The organism is Gudongella sp. QWL-04, assembly GCF_058683975.1.
This window is the reverse complement of sequence record NZ_CM178754.1, coordinates 2,290,215-2,305,984: the sequence shown is the minus strand read 5'-3', so window position 1 is coordinate 2,305,984 and position 15,770 is coordinate 2,290,215. Positions and strand designations below refer to the sequence as shown.

The following is a 15,770-nucleotide window of genomic DNA, read 5'->3' as shown; positions in this document are numbered from 1 at the left end:
TTCCCCCTAATTTACAATATCTACCTTAGTTACATATAATATCTCACAGGCACCATCACCTGCGTCCGTCCTTGTAAGGCTGCTTCTCCATGGACCATTTGGGAAAATAGCTTCTATGAGATAGCCTTCAATGCTTACATAATCGTTTCTCCTGATTTTTTTAAGCTTACCCAATATCTCCTCATTGGAATGTACCAGGTGAACATTGGCTGAATTACCGGCTATGAAGGATCCATCCTTTGGAAAATCTCTGGAGTAGTTGTAATAGTACCATCTGCTTCCCTGTGTGTACTTAATGAGTTCGTCATACTCCTCTTTGTTAAGATCTCCCCAAGCGATCGCTATATCATACTTTGATATTTGAGAAGGGTAGTCATTATATTTTTTCTTTGCCTTGACTACTCCCTTAAGTTTATACTCTGCCAATAGTCTTATGGCTACATCCCCCTCATCTCCCTTTATGGATAGCTTCTCAGTGGGAATTAGCTCAATCTGAACAGGTGGAGCGATGCTGCCCTGATATGATACTCCACCATCTACAAGGAGAGATTGAGCCATCAGTAGAACTGCAATGACCATTAATGCACCGATTAATCTTCTCCTCATTTGATCACATCCTCTATCTATATTTCAAGACGATAGTCGACTAAGCATCAAGCCCGAGAACTCTTCCAATAAATATGTCAACGATCTCAGCATCAAATTGAGTTCCAGAGCATCTAAGAAGCTCCTTAGCTGCATCCTCCCTGGTTCTTGGTGTCTGATAAGGCCTCTTTGCAGTCATTGCTTCATATGCATCAGCTACTGCGATTATTCTTGATATAAGGGGTATATCTTCTCCCCTTAGACCTTCAGGATAGCCTGAACCGTCCAATCTTTCATGGTGGTACAACACATAATTTGCCAATGAGGCATACTCGTCTACTGACTTTAGGATCTGGTACCCTGTCTCAGGATGCTTCTTTATTATCTCATATTCTTCTGGAGTGAGCCTCCCCGGTTTATTCAGTATCTCAGGAGGAACCATTATCTTGCCAATGTCATGAAGTACGGCTGCCGTTTTTATATTCTCAACCTCAACACCTGATAAGCCCATTTCCCTAGCCATTGCAACGCAATACTGGGATACTCTCTCTGTATGGATCTGCTCGTTGTCATACTTAAGATTTATGTTTTTAAGTACTACCTCGATGGTCTGGCTCCTCATAAGTCGCCCATACTTAAGCTTATCCTTATACATGTTGTTGTCTGCCAGAGTCATGATCGTGTTGATGTCTTCTTCCTTATTATTTTTTGTAGCATGCCCTACAGCGAGGGAAACGACCACTGAGTCCAGCTTGACCTCTCTGGAAGCCTCCTCTATGCGACTTTTGACGCTTTCTGCTACAATTTGGTCGGTCCCTGGAAGGAGTACCATAAATTCGTCCCCTCCCATCCTTCCAATTATATCGTCCTCTCGGCAGACCCGCTTAAGCATACCAGCCACGCTTATTAGGAGACTGTCACCCATCCTGTGCCCAAAGGCGTCATTGGTTAACTTCAGCCCATTTACATCTATGGCGAGTATTGTAAATGGAAGGTTTCTCGATGAATCAAGCCTTCTTATTGAATCCTCCATATATCTCCTATTGTAAAGCCCTGTTAGATGATCATGGAAGCTTAGATATTCAATTTCCTTTAGCTTTTCTCTTTTCTCGGTAAAGTCTCTGAATACTATAACCACACCTGTGATCGAACCGTCCTCACTTCTGATCGGCGCAGCACTGTCCTCAATTGGCACCCTTCTTCCGTCCTTTGAAATAAGGATCGTATGGTTGGCAAGCTCAATTATCTCCATGCTCTCAAGAACCCTTTCTACAGGATTTTCACAAAGCTCTCCTGTGCGTTCGTTTACGATGTGGAATATTCTGTCAAAGAGTTTTCCCCTTGCCTCATCTTGCGTCCAGCCGGTGAGCATCTCCGCTATCGGATTCATTACCTCTACCCTTCCCTTATTATCAGTGGATATTACTCCATCCCCTACTGATAAGAGAGTGGTCCTGAATTGCTCCTTATCTTTGTATATTTGCCTTTGAAGCTTAAGCTTCTCGGTTATATCATTGAACGTTACAACGCCGCCAATAATTTCTCCATCTTCAATCTGAGGGTAGCTGAAATATTCGACATTGAAGCTTGAATTGTCTCTTCTCCAGAACACCTCATCATCTACCCTGACGCCCCTGCCCTGCTTCATGCCGACCATCACTCTGCATGTCTCAGATTTCATTGGCATTCCATCTCTGCGACTGTGATGTATCATATCGTGCATGTTTTTTCCTAAAAGCTCCTCAGGAGAGGAGTAGCCAAGTAGAGAAAGCGCACTTTTGTTGACGAAGGTACAATTCCCATCCTTATCTATGCCGTATATACCTTCAGCTGCAGAGTCCAGGATCAATTGGAGGCTGTCCTTGCTTTCGCGAAGCTCATTGTTTATTTTTCTTATACCCTCAGTTCTGTCAATAACTTCTTCTTCAAGGTTGTTGACTAGTGAAAAAGTCCTGTCCGCCATTTCATTGTAGGATTCAGCTATCCTTCCAATTTCATCTCTTCGCCTTATTTTTATTCGCTTTTCAAGGTCTCCCTCTGAGAAGCTTTTATTAGCCTCAAGTATATCGTCGATGGGTGAGAAAAGCTTCCTTGATACTACCAAAAATACAAGTATAGACGCTAATAAACACAAAAGTCCTATTATTATGCTGTCATCCATTGTTGCCGATAAGGTGTTGCCCAGTAGGCTTTCTGGCACGGCCGTAATTACCAGCCAATTGATCCCTGGTCTGCTAAACTCTTCGTACTTACTAAAAAGCTTCTCATTTCCTCGATATCCTTCCACTAGATCATTATTCCCATTCAAATATTCCTGGTAGGTTTTCCATGCGACTCTGTTTTCTGTATATGAAAGATGAAGCCTTCCAAAAGAACTGTCCAGACCTATGGCGTAATTATCCTGACCTAAGGAGTTTGCTACAACATTACCTGTATCCTTTTCCACAATTATTGCATATGAACCTGCAGGTACTGCTATCTCTTCCAGCACCTCGTTAAGACCTGATAATAACAAATGTACACCAAACACACCCTCTATGGCTCCATCTTCATTTTTAACAGGAGCTGCAGCAGAGACTGTCAAGTCATCCATCACAAAATGCTTATAAATCGGTGAAAACGTAAATTCCATTGAGCTTTTGGCAGCTTTATACCAATCTCTGGTTCTTGGGTCAAATCTTCCTGCATCCTTAACGAGCTCTCCGATGACACCTTTCTCATCGACAGAAAAATACCAGGAATTACCTCCAGTATCTTCATTGTTTCTCATTACTTCTACCTTATTATCATCATTTCTCCTTGCTCCATAATACTCTCCAAGCTCTGAACCAAAGCTGACACTATATACATTGCCTTCGTTAGTATTTATTATGTTAACGAAGAACTTATCTCTTTGAACCTGATCCTTTAGATCAACCACACCTTTTTCCAGTAGACCTAAATTGACCTCCGCAATATGCTCTGGCACATGAAGGTATTCATCGATCTGATGGATTATTTGTATGTTCATATCATCAGCTATTCTCTTAATAACTATGTCATTAGAGCTGCTCCACCTGGAGTAAATGAGGTACCCGATCCCTCCTACGGTAACAGTTACGCTGATGATGAAAGAAACAAGTATGATCGTTTTAATTGATATTTTGCTAAAGAACTGGTTGGGATTTCGTTCCATACATTAATCCTTCCATCAAGTGTGATTTTTCTTGCCAAAATACTGTAAAATACACATTTCTAATTAATTATAGCATTGTGCTTAATCATAATCAACTTTAATGTGTTTGAAGATTCAGATTTGACAAAACTTAGCAATAAAAACCCCGGAGAATATTTTTCTCCGGGGTTGATCAGGAACTACCACATGTTTACAAGTACTCCATCATCGAAGTAATATACTGAATCTCCATACTCATGCTGATAGACCCATAGCTCGAGAACTGAGAACTCTGTCTTTATCTCTGCCCTCTGATCTGGGATTTCTTTAATTTTAACAAGCAACATTTCGTTGGACATACCTACCCAAGGCTGTTCTTTTTCCAATCTGTTCCAGGCTATTTTGTCCCATTTGAAAAGTATTGTTGGATCTTTGTCAAGATATGTGTAAATCTTGTTTTTCTCAGGCTCTATAACAGTCCCTTTCAGAGCCTTCAGGGGAATATAACCTTTGCTCCCATCCTCCATGGATACCTTAAGGATAGTATCATTACTATCAATGATCACTTTGTTCAATAGCTTTTCATCCTCAATCTTTGATACTTGGGATTCTGGGTCGTTTATGAATTTTTTCCACAAATCAAGGCTGAATAGATGCTCTTCGACTGTTATTCTCACATAACCTCCTGATGTTTTAAGCTCCTCCAAATCATCCAGGATGATTTGTTCCATATTTTCAGTAAATAGCTTACTGGTCCTGGTGGTTTCGCTAAGTTGATCGATATGGATCCACCAGGTTTTCCCTACATATGGTGAAATTTGTGACCATTCAGGGTTGTAGTTCTTTAACATAAAATCCGGTACATTTGGAATTATGCTCCCGTCCTTTCTAAACATGTCAACCAGCTCGACTTGCTTTAGTGTCCCTGTGTATCTGTATTCTGTAGTAGCCACTCCATTGATATACTTGTATTCATACTCCTTATAAGGCTCCGCAGCTTCAAAGCCACCATACCTCCATTCAACTATTGGTCCTTTACTCAAAAGTATAAGTTGAGATTCTTCTATCCAAACAACATTGTAGCCTAGCGAAGATGACAGAAATCTAAGTGGTACCATGGTTCTCCCACCAATAAGCATGGCAGGCACATCCAAGATTTGCTCAACTCCATTTACTATAGCTTTGTTGCTTCCTATTCCCAATTGTACTTCTATCCCCTCACCTGTCCCCTTAACTGTACGGTCAGCTTCATTCCACTGAACTGATAGACCCAGAGCTTCAAATATTGCCCTCATGGGAACCAGTGTTCTGCCTTCGACTATAATTGGAGGAGTATCAAAAATAAGCTGATTACCATCGACTATAACTCTAATTTCTCCTGTTTTATCGTAGCTTATACCTTCAAAGGCTTGGGTCGCATTCTCTGCTTGGGAATATACCGGCACACCCAAATTCAATATCAGCACGAATATAAATAACAACATTAATGGCACCTTATAGTTTCTTTTCATATTTATCCCCCCAAAAATAAAACCGGCCAATAGGCCGGTTACGCTGCTCGCTCTACGAGAAACAAGCGTCCAAATAAGTTTCTCGTGTCTAAGCATTCCTCATTATTCAATGCTTCCATTATATGTTTACCCAGTATTTACATCATTGCTCAAGGAAATATCTATCTAATTTTTTTCAATATCCTCTCGGATCCTTATCATACAATATCAATATCCACAGGATTTTTTAGAAACTCCTCTACCAATGCTTGAGTAGCAACTATATCATCCAAATGGATGATTTCAGATGGAGAATGGGAATACCTTCTTGGACAAGCCAGTACCGCCACTGCCATACCTTCTCCAGCAGATACTCCGGTGACGGCATCTGTTGCGTAGCCAGCACCATTAAGAGCTATCTCCTGGTGCTTTATATTTATGGTTAATGCGATTTTACGCAATGCCTCAATTAAAGCTGGGTGACTCCCCACACAAAGGTTTGTATTGATCGAGTTGTGCTGAAGTATTATCACAGGCCCTTTCTTCAGTGCAACAGGCAGCTCCTTTTCAAAATTACAATCAGGAACGTCTCCACATGGAATAGTGTCCAAGTATAGCCCGTATTCAGGCTTGATATAGTTGACCGCTGCCCCTATTGCATTCGTTGACGTCTCTTCAAGTATGTTGAACACCCCAAAGATATCTCCACTAATATCCTTTTTACTCAGTTTTTTGAAAGTCTCAACTATTACTGCACAGAGCGCTCTACAATCAGCAGCCCTTGTTATAAGATAATCCGGATCATGCATTTCTGTACAGGGGCTGTCCGGAACTACTTGTGAACCGACGCCTATACCAAAAGCTTCAGCCTCAGCTTTTGAAGAAACGCATATATCTATGTAGGACTGCTGCACGGTCTGAGGTTTGGATCTTTCCTCTGGTGTCAAAAGGTGCCCAGCTCTTACCCCTATAACTCCAGGTATTATGCCTTTAGTTCCTTTGACCAGCACCTTTCTTCCCGGGATACACGCTTCAGTGGCTCCTCCGAGCCTGTCGAAGAATAGAAATCCATTAGCATCAATTGATTTTATCATGAAACCTACCTCATCCATATGAGCTGTAACCATAACCTTTGGTCCCGGTTTTTCTCCTTTAATATGAGCTATTACGATCCCATTGTTTAATACCTTGATCTCGTCGACAAACTCAGCCAGCTCTCTTTTGACATAACTAGCTACATCCCATTCCTTTCCACTTACTCCTATCAGTCCTGTCATCTCTTTGATTCTTTTTCTCAGCAGCTCCTTCATCCGGACACCTCCACTCAGATTATCTACTCTCTTAATCAATTATTAATAATAAGAAATTACTAATCAATTGACCTCAACAACTCTATCTATCGCTGTCAGGTACAGATATGATCCCAATACTTTCTTACCAAGGCTGTCTGCCAGGAATTCTCTATAAAGGTCTATCTGGGGCTTATACGTTCCTATCATATGGATTATGAATTCATCCTTATCAACTGTGTCAGGAGCATTTGTCTTATAATCTATCAAATATACACCATCCTCTGAGTAAGCAAGCAGATCGATTATACCAGTTATATATTCAGGGTTCTCCCCAATGCTCCTTACAAGATCGAAGCGAAGCTCAGGAATAAGCTTGGCTGATGAAGTTATCCTTATAACTTCGTGGTTGGATATAAAGCTCCTGAGTATATTCATAATAACTTTCTTATAGCTGCTGAAATCTTCAACTGCCTTCATCTCATCTATAGCCATATCGACAAGCCTAGAGTCAATACCATAAGTTTTGCCACCATTAGATTCTGATCCAAAAGTAAAATAAAGCTCAAATACCCTATGGATTACTGTACCCCAGTTCTCACCAGAAGGAACTTCTTTGAATCTATGTCCTGCTTCATATCTCCATTCAACTTCAGGTAACTCCTTAAGCTTACTAGGCCTTACTTCCAGGTAGCTTTGCTTTGCTGAGACATTTTCCAAAGCCGCCCTCTTATTATTTAGTCTTGTGATCCTTCCTTCTACCTTATCATGCTGGAGTGAGTATAGTTCGCCCACACCCAGGTATTCCTTTGGAAAATCTGCAGGTATTTCTATGGAAGGGAATTCCTTGTACCTCCTCCAGTTGTTCCTGCCCCAACCGCTTATAATAAGCGCATTGATAGGTCTTGTAGTTGCGACGTAATGTAATCTTAGAGCCTCAGCCTTAAGACTTTTTTCCTCATCCGACTCAATCTGGAGCCAATTTCTGCTATATCCCAGCACTCCATTTCCCTTTGACAGCTTAATATCTACGATTTTCCCTTTTTCAGAATGTCTTGCTGCTATAGAAGCAGAATGGCTGTAATCAGTACCTCCAGTTGCAAGTATTACTATTGGAGCTTCCAGACCCTTTGCCTTATGAAGATTCATTATACTTACATAACCCAAAGCTCCCTCTGTTGCTTTATCCTCCAGCATCATCTCTCTGTCAGTGTCGAGGTCCTTAAGAAGGGCCAGCTCCCTTGAAGCCATTTGAAAGCTTGCCAGGTTTTTTGAAGAAAGCTTTTCTATCAAAAAGTGAAGAGTACCTGCAACTGAACGAACAATTGTCTCATTATACCTCCCAAGGTACAATCTTTCATATTCGTCGAGCAGTCTTCTCATGAACGCCATTGGGCTCAAGTAATCCCTTAAAACAGTAAGTTCTCTGATGCTTTCAAATGCTTTCCTTAGGGGAGGAGGTATATCACCCAAATTTCCCAGCTCTAAAAATGATGTCAATTCAATAGTCCTCAGCCTTCCATTTTCCTCTACTCTTTTCCACTCTTCAAGATTACTAATCCCGTAGCAATTAATAAGTACATTGCATAGCATTGATTCATTCCCTGGATCCGCCAGATATTCAGCCATATCGATAAAGTTGGCTATCTCATCTATATTCCCAAGCTTTAGCTTACCTGCATAGGACACTGGAATATCTTTATCCTTTAGGGCTGAGATATAGTCCTCCATTCCCTTTGTGTTGTAGAGCAGTATAAGAAAATCTCCATATCTAATCGGCCTAGCCTCCACCGACCCAGTCGGAACGTCAAAGGTCTCGAGTAGATAATTCTCCTTTACAAGCTTTTCAATAAAACCTGATACCCATGCTGCTTCAATTCTTCGATATTCATCAACTTTCTCCAACGGTCCCGCCAGGAAGGAGTAAACTCCCTTAATTACCTTCTCGTCTCGAGAATCAGAATCCATTCTTTGAGCCTCCATGCCATAAAATGACGCTTGCCACGGTGCAGGCTCATTAAGCAGAAACCGTGAAGCTCCATATCCGCTTTCTGCAAGTTCATCCTTGCTTCCCTCTGGAAGCTTGAAAGCATTCTCGACCCACTGAACTATCCCTGATTGTGTTCTGAAATTTTTCTTAAGTACTACCACCTCACATCCAGGATCTTCCTCGAAAATTTTCTTAACCTTATTGTATTGTGCAATATCTGCTCCCCTGAATCTATAAATAGACTGCTTTGGATCCCCAACGATAAATGTGGATCCAGTGATAAGCCTTCTTTCGCTCCACAGAGCACCCTCATTTGCTGCTTCACCATTTAAATAAAACATTATCTCTGACTGGATGGAATCTGTATCCTGGTATTCATCTATATACAGACATTTGTACCTTTCTCTTGTTCTTTCTCTTGCTTCCTCGGAATCTCTCAATAAATTTCTTGTAAGTACTAGTAAATCATCAAAGCTCACAGCCATTATCTCCCTTTTGTACCTGGTGTATTCCTTGATTGCAGGGTAGGCTATGGACATGATTACATCATATGTATATATATAGCAGGCTTCATAAAGAGTTTTCATCCCAGCAAAATCAAGGCCTTCAATCACATCCAGGCATAGACCTTTCTTTGCATAATTTTTAGAGCAAACGATCCCCTCTGCTTCATATTTAGATGACAGGGCTTTAGCCAGGGCAACAGCACCCTTTCCAGTCTGCTTTCTGTAATAGGGGATGAATGCTTTTCTTTCTGGAGCATTAAGCACCTTATTTAAAGGCTCGCCAAGATTCGTCTCTAGCTCTCCGTCAGGACCAGTACGAAAAATCCGAGTCAGCGGATTTAGCATCTCCATAAGCTTTTGATACGGAGGGGCCTCTCTCCATATTTCTGCGTCGAAATCTATTATTGAATACTCATGCCTTGAAATAGTATCGAAGGCAGCTTTAGCTTCCTCGACCGATATATTAAGCTCATCCAATCTTCTCATTATTCCCGATAGTCCCAACTGGTTTTCCATAATATATCTCTGCCAAACAAGTTCCCTGATCTGAGCGTCCTCATCTTGATCCATTATCTTGTAGTCAAGACCCAATCCTGCCTCAAATGCATTTTCCCTCAGCAGCTCCTGACAAAATGAATGTATTGTACCAACAAACTGATCGTCTATCGAAAGTTTAGCCTTTTCCAGCAGTTTCCTTTTTCCCTGGCAAGGTTCATCTTCAATTCTTTTTCTAATGCCTGCTGCTACCCTTAGTTTTAGCTCATTGGCCGCTTTCTCAGTAAATGTTATCGCTGCTATCTCCTCCAGCAACATCGGTGTTCTATCCTTTGATGAAGCAGTTATCTGGTTCAGTATCCTTTCAATGATCAGTGAAGTTTTACCTGCGCCGGCACCAGCCTCGACCATAAAATTAGTATCAAAATCTGTTAGAAGTTTTTCCCTTAAAGATGTTTCTGCATCCATCACTCATCACCTCCATTTATGTGTGGCCTGCAGTGCAGATAATAGCTGCAGTAGGTGCAATGCTTTGCATCTTCAGCCCTCTTGAAACAGCCCGTTGAAATATCTTCTAGAGCAGCGAGAATCAGCCTTGCCTTTTCATTGGTAAGAGCTTCAAGCTTCATTCTATCCATCGCCCAAAAGACGTCGTCTGCTTCCTCTAGTGGAAAGTCGTACCTGGCTTCCTTCACACCCTTGATATCTTCCCTGTCCTTATAGATCACCTGTGCGGCCAGGGTATACAAGTAATCCTGGAGCTTCTCCCTGTTGGCAGAGCTGTCCTCAAAGGGCTTACCGGATTTATAGTCAATTATTGTCATAGTATCGTCAGGGTGTATGTCGATCCTGTCGATTACCCCTCTAAGAAGTATTATCTTGCTGCTCTTCTCTATCTCATTTGTTGATACGATCTCCACAGGAACGACGAAATTCTTTTCAGTTTCTGATGACACTACTTCTCCTGAGGATACTTTTGAAAGATATGTCCTCCCATAGCTTAGAGCTGCCTGCTGGAATCCTCTCAGCATGCTTTCATAGTGATGCCTGACTACGCAAGGTACTTGTCTCTCCATTTTCTGAAATTCATCTTCACAAATTTCCACTATTTTAGCATCAGTGTCACAGGATCCAGCAATCTCATTTACGACCCTTTCAAGTATGGAATGGAGCAGTGTACCCCTGTCGGCAGCATTGAGCCAGCCAATATGTCCTGGGATCTCTTCAGTTTCTTCTGGTATGCCAAGAATGTATTTATAGTAGTACATCCTCCTGCACTTAACCATCATTTCTATCTGAGAGGCAGAGAATATATTTCTGGCCATGAAATCCTCAGCTTTTCCTGTAGCTTCCTTGCCAGTATCTTCTACTTTGCCAAGAAGCTCGGATGGGGCGAACATTAAGTCTTCTATGGGAGTCAAAGCTCTCTCGCTCGATTCCGGAAGGAATGAATACTCAGATTTAGAAATGTCTTCTATCTCAAGCAATTCCTGTATAAACGAGGATGGATTTGTCTCCTTTACTTTAACAGTGTCATAATAACTGTAAACAAGGTTCAGTTCGCCTTTAAATCCCCCAAGCACTTCAAGGAGCTTGAATATGGAATCCGTCTTCCTGTGTTCCAATAACAAGTCCTTGCTTAAGCCTTGTCTATCGATATCACTGAGGATAGTTACATCTGATCTCCTCTCAGGAAAGTGGCCTGCATCAAGCCCTACCACAAACACATATGGCCTGGAAATCAGCATCGTATTAGAAAATCTTGCAGCATGAAGCTTCCCAGGTGCCGGCGTTGAAAGGTCTTTCCTGGATCCTTTCAGTCTTTGTTCCATTTCATAGAGCCACTTAGCGCTTACACTTCCATAGCTGCAGGGTCCATCGAGGTACCTTTCAATAGCACCCGTTATTGCCTCGAGTGCTCTTTTGTCCTTATCGCCATTCCCTTCATCGCCCTCCATGATGAAGGTGTATTTAACAATGATATCCAACAATGCTCTTAGCCACTCATCTGTTCCAGATTTAATGTTCTCAAGCCTTGCCAGAGCTTCCACAAAGGGTCTTAATCCTTTACCTATGGCGATCGACCTTAAGTATTCTTCTTTTGAAGCTCCTTCCATCAATCTTCCGGAAGCCTCTTCACAGTCTCTTACATATGAGTCAAGCTTACCAAGAAGCACCACGGGGCTATTGCTTACTCTCAATGCTTTTATGTATTCATATAGTTTTCCATCAGAAATCCTTTCACCCTTGTGGTCAAGCACCTCCAGTCTCAATACAGCTGCATCGAATAATGGCTTAATGCTCTCGGTGAGAAAACCCTTAGCCTTATACCATATCAGTTGGGATACAAGATAGAAGGGCTTAGTGTCTTCAAGCTTCAGTCCTTCCTGGATTGTTACAGGCACTCCGTAATAATCCGATGAATTTCTTATATAATCAGCATATTCGCCTCCTGTGTAGAGAACCATACATTGGTCGAATCTAAGCCCTCGTAATAATATCTCTCTGAATATTCCATTTACCTCGTTAGATTGCCCATATGCCCTAGTGATCCTTAGCTTATTTGATGTAATTCCATTGCAGTAGGTTTCAATAAGATATCCATTATCCACTGCGGCCTCATCACAGAAGTATGTGTAATTGGATGGCCTAGGAATACAGCTTGGTTTCGGTAGACCAATAAGCTTGAAATCACCCTTGCATAAATCCTCAAAAAATGCTTTTTCTCCAGGAAGCCAGGTAACATTGTCGAATACTACATGGATAGAGTTTTGATCTAAAACTGCCGGCAGCTCCAAAAGATCAGCCTCGTCAACCTTCCCTAAGCGCTTCAGAGAATCCTGATACAATCGGTACACCTTCCCCAATTCCTGTGTTTTGATCCTTCCCTGAAGAAGATCATTATCATAGCTAATTCCTATTTTCTTAAGCTCTTGGATCGTTGCCAAAACCTCAGTATATGTATTAAGAGAAATTATTTCTCTTTTAAAATATTGAAATCCTGATTGATCATCGTTCATAATGGACTCGATCAAGTACAGGGCATCCTCCCTGCCGATTATCTCCAGGTTCCTCTCCTTTAAAGCCTGCCCTGTCAGTTGGGTGATATATTGTCCCAAAGTCATAATATGCGTATTCAGAAGGATCCCATATTTATCAACTAAGTATCTTCTGGCATGGTAGCTGTTGGAGGTTTTATCCACCAGGACAATTTTTCTAAGACTCATATCTATAAAAAGAGATTTTAATTCCATTTCTATCCCTCCCGGTTACTTAGATGATACCATTTTTACTCATTTCTAACAATTCGATAATATTTGTCTGGCATTAATGTTTCTAAATAAGGACACAAAATGAAAAATGGCATATAATATAATTGATCAATACAAAAGAAAATCCGACCTTGGATGAATCAAGGTCGGATTTTCTTTTTATAGGTATTACTTGAGTAAAAAGTTTGCAGATAACATTTCTCTCATTTAATCATTAAAGATCATCATTAATGATCTGCTCTAAACTATAACCAATCTTTTCCAATGTTCTTTCCTGCATTTTCAGGAAATCCTTGCCCGTTATGATAGATGCAATCGTAATTATCGAGTCAATGGCAGGAACATTCATCCCTACCTTGTCAGCTAAATCCTTCATGAATACCAGTCCATAGCCTACATCTTCATTTATATATCTATAGTCAAGACTCGACTGAGCTTTGATCCCCATAAATCCAGGAGCAGTAGTATAGCCATACTCATAACTGTCTTCAGTCAAATAACCTTGCATCAGGCTAACTCCTGTCTCAGATATTACTTCAACGCCTAATCTTCTTCCCAGTTCCATTCTTTCTTCATCCACTGCCTTAATTAGCCTTCCTACAGCTGGTGTTACGCCTTCTTCATAGAATAAGAAATCTCCTTTCGTTCTTTCTATCAATGCAGTATTAAGTATTGTGACAGCGGGGTGAATAACCGGATTCCCATTTTGCAGCATAGTTTGAAGAATGTTATCTGATTTTATTAAGTTTGGATATATCGCAGATAGTACTTCCACTACATTTGAGGCTTTACTTGAGGGAATAGTAGAAACCATAACGCCGCCCTTAAGCTTCAGATAAACCTCCAAAGTAGCAGGTCCAATAAGTCTTGTTGCATAGGGAAGCGTTGAAGTCTCTGCTATACAGTTGAAGTCTCTGCTATACATATGTCCTTAAGTGATTCATTATTACTGAAAACTTTCTTAGTTATAAGAGCTCCCCCTAAAGAACCTGGACAAACAATATATAGCTGCTCCGGTTTGATATGATCTCTGGCTTCTTCAGCAAACGAAGCCGTACTATATGCTGGTCCAACTGCAAATACAATGTCTGCATCCTTCAGTGTTCTTTCAATATAATCACCTGCGTATTCAACCTTTGCAAATCCTTCTATGTCTCCCTCTACAGTTATTCCACCAGCTTTATTTATATCGTTGATTGTACTTTGAAAATCCCTGAAGTCAAAAATCTTTACCTGATGTCCTGCCAATGACCAATCCGCGGCTAATGTACAGCCTCCATTTCCTGAACCTAAAACTGCAATTCTCATTTGATTACCCCCTAATTGTATATTTCCCTTTGTTACTCTATGTATTGCAAAATTGATGCCAACTTAAATCGTTTGCTCAAGTCTCTAAAAATAGCTGTTTTAATACTCTGTCTAATTTCTTTCCAAGAATAAAAGCCAATATTTTAGCGGGAAAGCAAAAGCTCACGAAATTCGCCAATATTTGGGCGTTAATCATGAGCTTATCGCTGATATTTTGTCGGTTGCGATTTTATTTTGAAAGCATATTCAATTTATCGATCCTATACTTTAATGTCTGTCGTGGCATACCTAGAATTTCTGCTGCTTTTGTAATATTTCCGGAGGTCAGCTTCAGGGCTTTTTCTATATGATTTGATTCCATTTTATTAAGGTACGTGTTTAATGGCTCCAAATGATAATCCCTATCCAGTTCCTCAGAAAAACTTTGATCTTTGGTATTTTGGTTCAAGTGGTCTTTCAGGTAAAATGGGAGATCGCCAACCGTAAGCTCATTTCCTTCTGTGAGGTTTACCATTGACTCAACGACATGCTTGATTTCTCTAACATTTCCAGGCCAACTGTATTTATTTAGAAGATGATTTAGTGATTTAGATACTTTGGTTATATTTTTACCGTATTCTAGGTTTGCTTTTTCAATAAAGTAGTTGATATATAGATCAATGTCCTCAACCCTGTCTCTCAATGGCAATAATTCTATCATATTACTGCTTAGTCTGTAAAAAAGATCCTCTCTCAATTGCCTTTGCTCCATTAAATATCTTGGATCCTTGTTAACCGCTGCAATTACTTTTACATTTACTGATACCTCTTTGGAACTTCCCATAGGCCTTACTCTGCCATTTTGCAACACGCGAAGAAGCTTTGGCTGTAGACTGACTGGCATTGAATTGAGCTCATCGAGAAATAATACGCCATTATTAGCAAGCTCAAAAAGACCTTTTTTGTCCTCTGCTCCAGTAAATGCACCCTTTGTCGATCCAAAAAGGATAGATTCAAAAAGTGTTTCCGGTATAGCTGCGCAATTAACGGTTAGGTACTCTCCCTTCAAATTTGGGTTTGATCTTACCATAGCTTCTACATACAATTCCTTCCCGGTTCCAGTTTCACCAAATATCAAAACTGGACTGGAATTAAAAGAAAATATCTTTGCTCTTCGAATCATTTCCATCATATGATGGTTCCTGGTGATTATTTCACTTTTATCAGTATGCTTGGTGTATTGGTTTTCTGCTGGATCATTGTTAAGCAGCCTGCCCTCCGAGGATTCAATAGTATTTTTAGTCGTGATATCTTGTGAAATCTCAAGTGCACCAACAATTTCTCCATACCTGATGATCGGGTAAGTAATATTTCTTGTTATGTAAATATTCCCATTTAAATCTGAGAATTTTTGCCTGTCTCTATAAATAACCCTTCCTGTTTTCAAGCATTCAATAATTGTGCTCTCATCTTGCCTTATATTTGGATAAACCTCATTGTATTTCCTGAAAATATAATCAGTGTATTCATTTTCAATTTTATTATGACTGAATCTTGGATTATACCTGTTGGTATGGACAATGTTCATATTTTTATCCACAATCAACACAGAGTCGATATAATTAATATTAAACTCACTACCGATCATACTTTCTCCTCCTTATTGACTTCTTCATCCTCTTTAAATGGTATCACAAATCTA

Annotated in this window: 9 protein-coding genes; all 9 read right to left on the bottom strand. The window is 40.5% G+C overall.

The genetic code is table 11. The annotated features are described in order from the left end of the window. Positions 1 to 6: 6 nt before the first annotated feature. Complete coding sequence (locus AC4PHB_RS11445) at positions 7 to 606, bottom strand: hypothetical protein (RefSeq protein ID WP_492136556.1); 600 nt, start codon at positions 604 to 606, stop codon at positions 7 to 9. A gap of 40 nt (positions 607 to 646) precedes the next feature. Then, positions 647 to 3,760, bottom strand: coding sequence for an HD domain-containing phosphohydrolase (locus AC4PHB_RS11440; RefSeq protein WP_492136555.1), 3,114 nt, complete (start codon positions 3,758 to 3,760; stop codon positions 647 to 649). Between the two features lie 179 nt (positions 3,761 to 3,939). Next, a complete protein-coding gene (locus tag AC4PHB_RS11435) occupies positions 3,940 to 5,250 on the bottom strand; it encodes a copper amine oxidase N-terminal domain-containing protein (protein WP_492136554.1) in 1,311 nt (436 codons plus the stop codon). A 197-nt stretch (positions 5,251 to 5,447) separates the two neighbouring features. Then, positions 5,448 to 6,539: a M42 family metallopeptidase gene (locus tag AC4PHB_RS11430; protein WP_492136553.1), complete on the bottom strand. Its 1,092-nt coding sequence runs from the start codon at positions 6,537 to 6,539 to the stop codon at positions 5,448 to 5,450. A gap of 63 nt (positions 6,540 to 6,602) precedes the next feature. Further along, positions 6,603 to 9,977, bottom strand: coding sequence for a UvrD-helicase domain-containing protein (locus AC4PHB_RS11425; RefSeq protein ID WP_492136552.1), 3,375 nt, complete (start codon positions 9,975 to 9,977; stop codon positions 6,603 to 6,605). Beyond that, positions 9,977 to 12,763 (bottom strand): PD-(D/E)XK nuclease family protein, encoded by a 2,787-nt coding sequence (locus AC4PHB_RS11420; protein WP_492136551.1) that lies wholly within the window; start codon positions 12,761 to 12,763, stop codon positions 9,977 to 9,979. The genes AC4PHB_RS11425 and AC4PHB_RS11420 overlap by 1 nt, the downstream gene beginning before the upstream one ends. A 232-nt stretch (positions 12,764 to 12,995) precedes the next feature. Next, positions 12,996 to 13,706: an NAD/NADP octopine/nopaline dehydrogenase family protein gene (locus tag AC4PHB_RS11415; protein ID WP_492136550.1), complete on the bottom strand. Its 711-nt coding sequence runs from the start codon at positions 13,704 to 13,706 to the stop codon at positions 12,996 to 12,998. Continuing rightward, the gene (locus AC4PHB_RS11410; RefSeq protein WP_492136549.1) at positions 13,679 to 14,089 is read right to left on the bottom strand and encodes a ketopantoate reductase family protein; all 411 of its coding nucleotides are present in this window, start codon (positions 14,087 to 14,089) and stop codon (positions 13,679 to 13,681) included. Before AC4PHB_RS11410 ends, AC4PHB_RS11415 begins: the two co-directional genes overlap by 28 nt. 229 nt (positions 14,090 to 14,318) lie before the next feature. Then, positions 14,319 to 15,716, bottom strand: a complete 1,398-nt coding sequence (locus AC4PHB_RS11405) for a sigma-54 interaction domain-containing protein (RefSeq protein ID WP_492136548.1) — start codon at positions 15,714 to 15,716, stop codon at positions 14,319 to 14,321. Between the last annotated feature and the right edge of the window lie 54 nt (positions 15,717 to 15,770).

Excerpts from the sequence above, each read along its gene's own strand:
- AC4PHB_RS11445 (WP_492136556.1), bottom strand. The coding sequence starts at position 606 with ATGAGGAGAAGATTAATCGGTGCATTAATGGTCATTGCAGTTCTACTG.
- AC4PHB_RS11440 (WP_492136555.1), bottom strand. The coding sequence starts at position 3,760 with ATGGAACGAAATCCCAACCAGTTCTTTAGCAAAATATCAATTAAAACG.
- AC4PHB_RS11435 (WP_492136554.1), bottom strand. The coding sequence starts at position 5,250 with ATGAAAAGAAACTATAAGGTGCCATTAATGTTGTTATTTATATTCGTG.
- AC4PHB_RS11430 (WP_492136553.1), bottom strand. The coding sequence starts at position 6,539 with ATGAAGGAGCTGCTGAGAAAAAGAATCAAAGAGATGACAGGACTGATA.
- AC4PHB_RS11425 (WP_492136552.1), bottom strand. The coding sequence starts at position 9,977 with ATGGATGCAGAAACATCTTTAAGGGAAAAACTTCTAACAGATTTTGAT.
- AC4PHB_RS11420 (WP_492136551.1), bottom strand. The coding sequence starts at position 12,763 with ATGGAATTAAAATCTCTTTTTATAGATATGAGTCTTAGAAAAATTGTC.
- AC4PHB_RS11415 (WP_492136550.1), bottom strand. The coding sequence starts at position 13,706 with ATGTATAGCAGAGACTTCAACTGTATAGCAGAGACTTCAACGCTTCCC.
- AC4PHB_RS11410 (WP_492136549.1), bottom strand. The coding sequence starts at position 14,089 with ATGAGAATTGCAGTTTTAGGTTCAGGAAATGGAGGCTGTACATTAGCC.
- AC4PHB_RS11405 (WP_492136548.1), bottom strand. The coding sequence starts at position 15,716 with ATGATCGGTAGTGAGTTTAATATTAATTATATCGACTCTGTGTTGATT.